The sequence below is a fragment of the Streptomyces sp. NPDC046303 genome (genome assembly GCF_055588085.1).
This window is the reverse complement of record NZ_JBVJFA010000087.1, coordinates 1-1,862: the sequence shown is the minus strand read 5'-3', so window position 1 is coordinate 1,862 and position 1,862 is coordinate 1. Positions and strand designations below refer to the sequence as shown.

The window sequence follows — 1,862 nt, the reverse complement described above, 5'->3', positions numbered from 1 at the left end:
TTCAGAACTAACACAGTGGACGCGAGCAACTGAGGACAAGCCCTCGGCCTATTAGTACCAGTCAGCTTCACCCGTTACCGGGCTTCCACATCTGGCCTATCAACCCAGTCGTCTACTGGGAGCCTTACCCTCTCAAGGAGGTGGGAATACTCATCTTGAAGCAGGCTTCCCGCTTAGATGCTTTCAGCGGTTATCCCTCCCGAACGTAGCCAACCAGCCATGCCCTTGGCAGGACAACTGGCACACCAGAGGTTCGTCCGTCCCGGTCCTCTCGTACTAGGGACAGCCCTTCTCAATATTCCTACGCGCACAGCGGATAGGGACCGAACTGTCTCACGACGTTCTAAACCCAGCTCGCGTACCGCTTTAATGGGCGAACAGCCCAACCCTTGGGACCGACTCCAGCCCCAGGATGCGACGAGCCGACATCGAGGTGCCAAACCATCCCGTCGATATGGACTCTTGGGGAAGATCAGCCTGTTATCCCCGGGGTACCTTTTATCCGTTGAGCGACGGCGCTTCCACAAGCCACCGCCGGATCACTAGTCCCGACTTTCGTCCCTGCTCGACCCGTCGGTCTCACAGTCAAGCTCCCTTGTGCACTTACACTCAACACCTGATTGCCAACCAGGCTGAGGGAACCTTTGGGCGCCTCCGTTACCCTTTGGGAGGCAACCGCCCCAGTTAAACTACCCATCAGACACTGTCCCTGATCCGGATCACGGACCGAGGTTAGACATCCAGCACGACCAGAGTGGTATTTCAACGACGACTCCACCCCAACTGGCGTTGGGGCTTCAAAGTCTCCCACCTATCCTACACAAGCCGAACCGAACACCAATATCAAACTGTAGTAAAGGTCCCGGGGTCTTTCCGTCCTGCTGCGCGAAACGAGCATCTTTACTCGTAGTGCAATTTCACCGGGCCTATGGTTGAGACAGTCGAGAAGTCGTTACGCCATTCGTGCAGGTCGGAACTTACCCGACAAGGAATTTCGCTACCTTAGGATGGTTATAGTTACCACCGCCGTTTACTGGCGCTTAAGTTCTCAGCTTCGCACGCCCGAAAGCGCACTAACCGGTCCCCTTAACGTTCCAGCACCGGGCAGGCGTCAGTCCGTATACATCGCCTTACGGCTTCGCACGGACCTGTGTTTTTAGTAAACAGTCGCTTCTCGCTGGTCTCTGCGGCCACCCCCAGCTCAGAGTGCAAGACTCATCACCAGTGATGGCCCCCCTTCTCCCGAAGTTACGGGGGCATTTTGCCGAGTTCCTTAACCATAGTTCACCCGAACGCCTCGGTATTCTCTACCTGACCACCTGAGTCGGTTTAGGGTACGGGCCGCCATGAAACTCGCTAGAGGCTTTTCTCGACAGCATAGGATCATCCACTTCACCACAATCGGCTCGGCATCAGGTCTCAGCCTTATATGAGGGACGGATTTGCCTACCCCTCGGCCTACACCCTTACCCCGGGACAACCACCGCCCGGGCTGGACTACCTTCCTGCGTCACCCCATCGCTTACCTACTACAAGTCTGGTTCGTCGGCTCCACCACTTTCCTTTCCCCGAAGGGTCCGGAACGGCTTCACGGACTTAGCATCGCCTGATTCGATATTGGGCGTTTCAAAGCGGGTACCGGAATATCAACCGGTTGTCCATCGACTACGCCTGTCGGCCTCGCCTTAGGTCCCGACTTACCCTGGGCAGATCAGCTTGACCCAGGAACCCTTAGTCAATCGGCGCACACGTTTCTCACGTGTGTATCGCTACTCATGCCTGCATTCTCACTCGTGAACCGTCCACAACTAGCTTCCGCTGCTGCTTCACCCGGCACACGACGCTCCCCTACCCATCACAGC

At 56.5% G+C, this 1,862-nt stretch carries 1 rRNA gene; it reads right to left on the bottom strand.

Features of this window, described 5'->3' with window-relative positions:
• Positions 1-31 precede the first annotated feature (31 nt).
• Positions 32-1,862: ribosomal RNA gene (locus ACZ6I1_RS34980) — 23S ribosomal RNA — on the bottom strand; the annotation flags it as partial.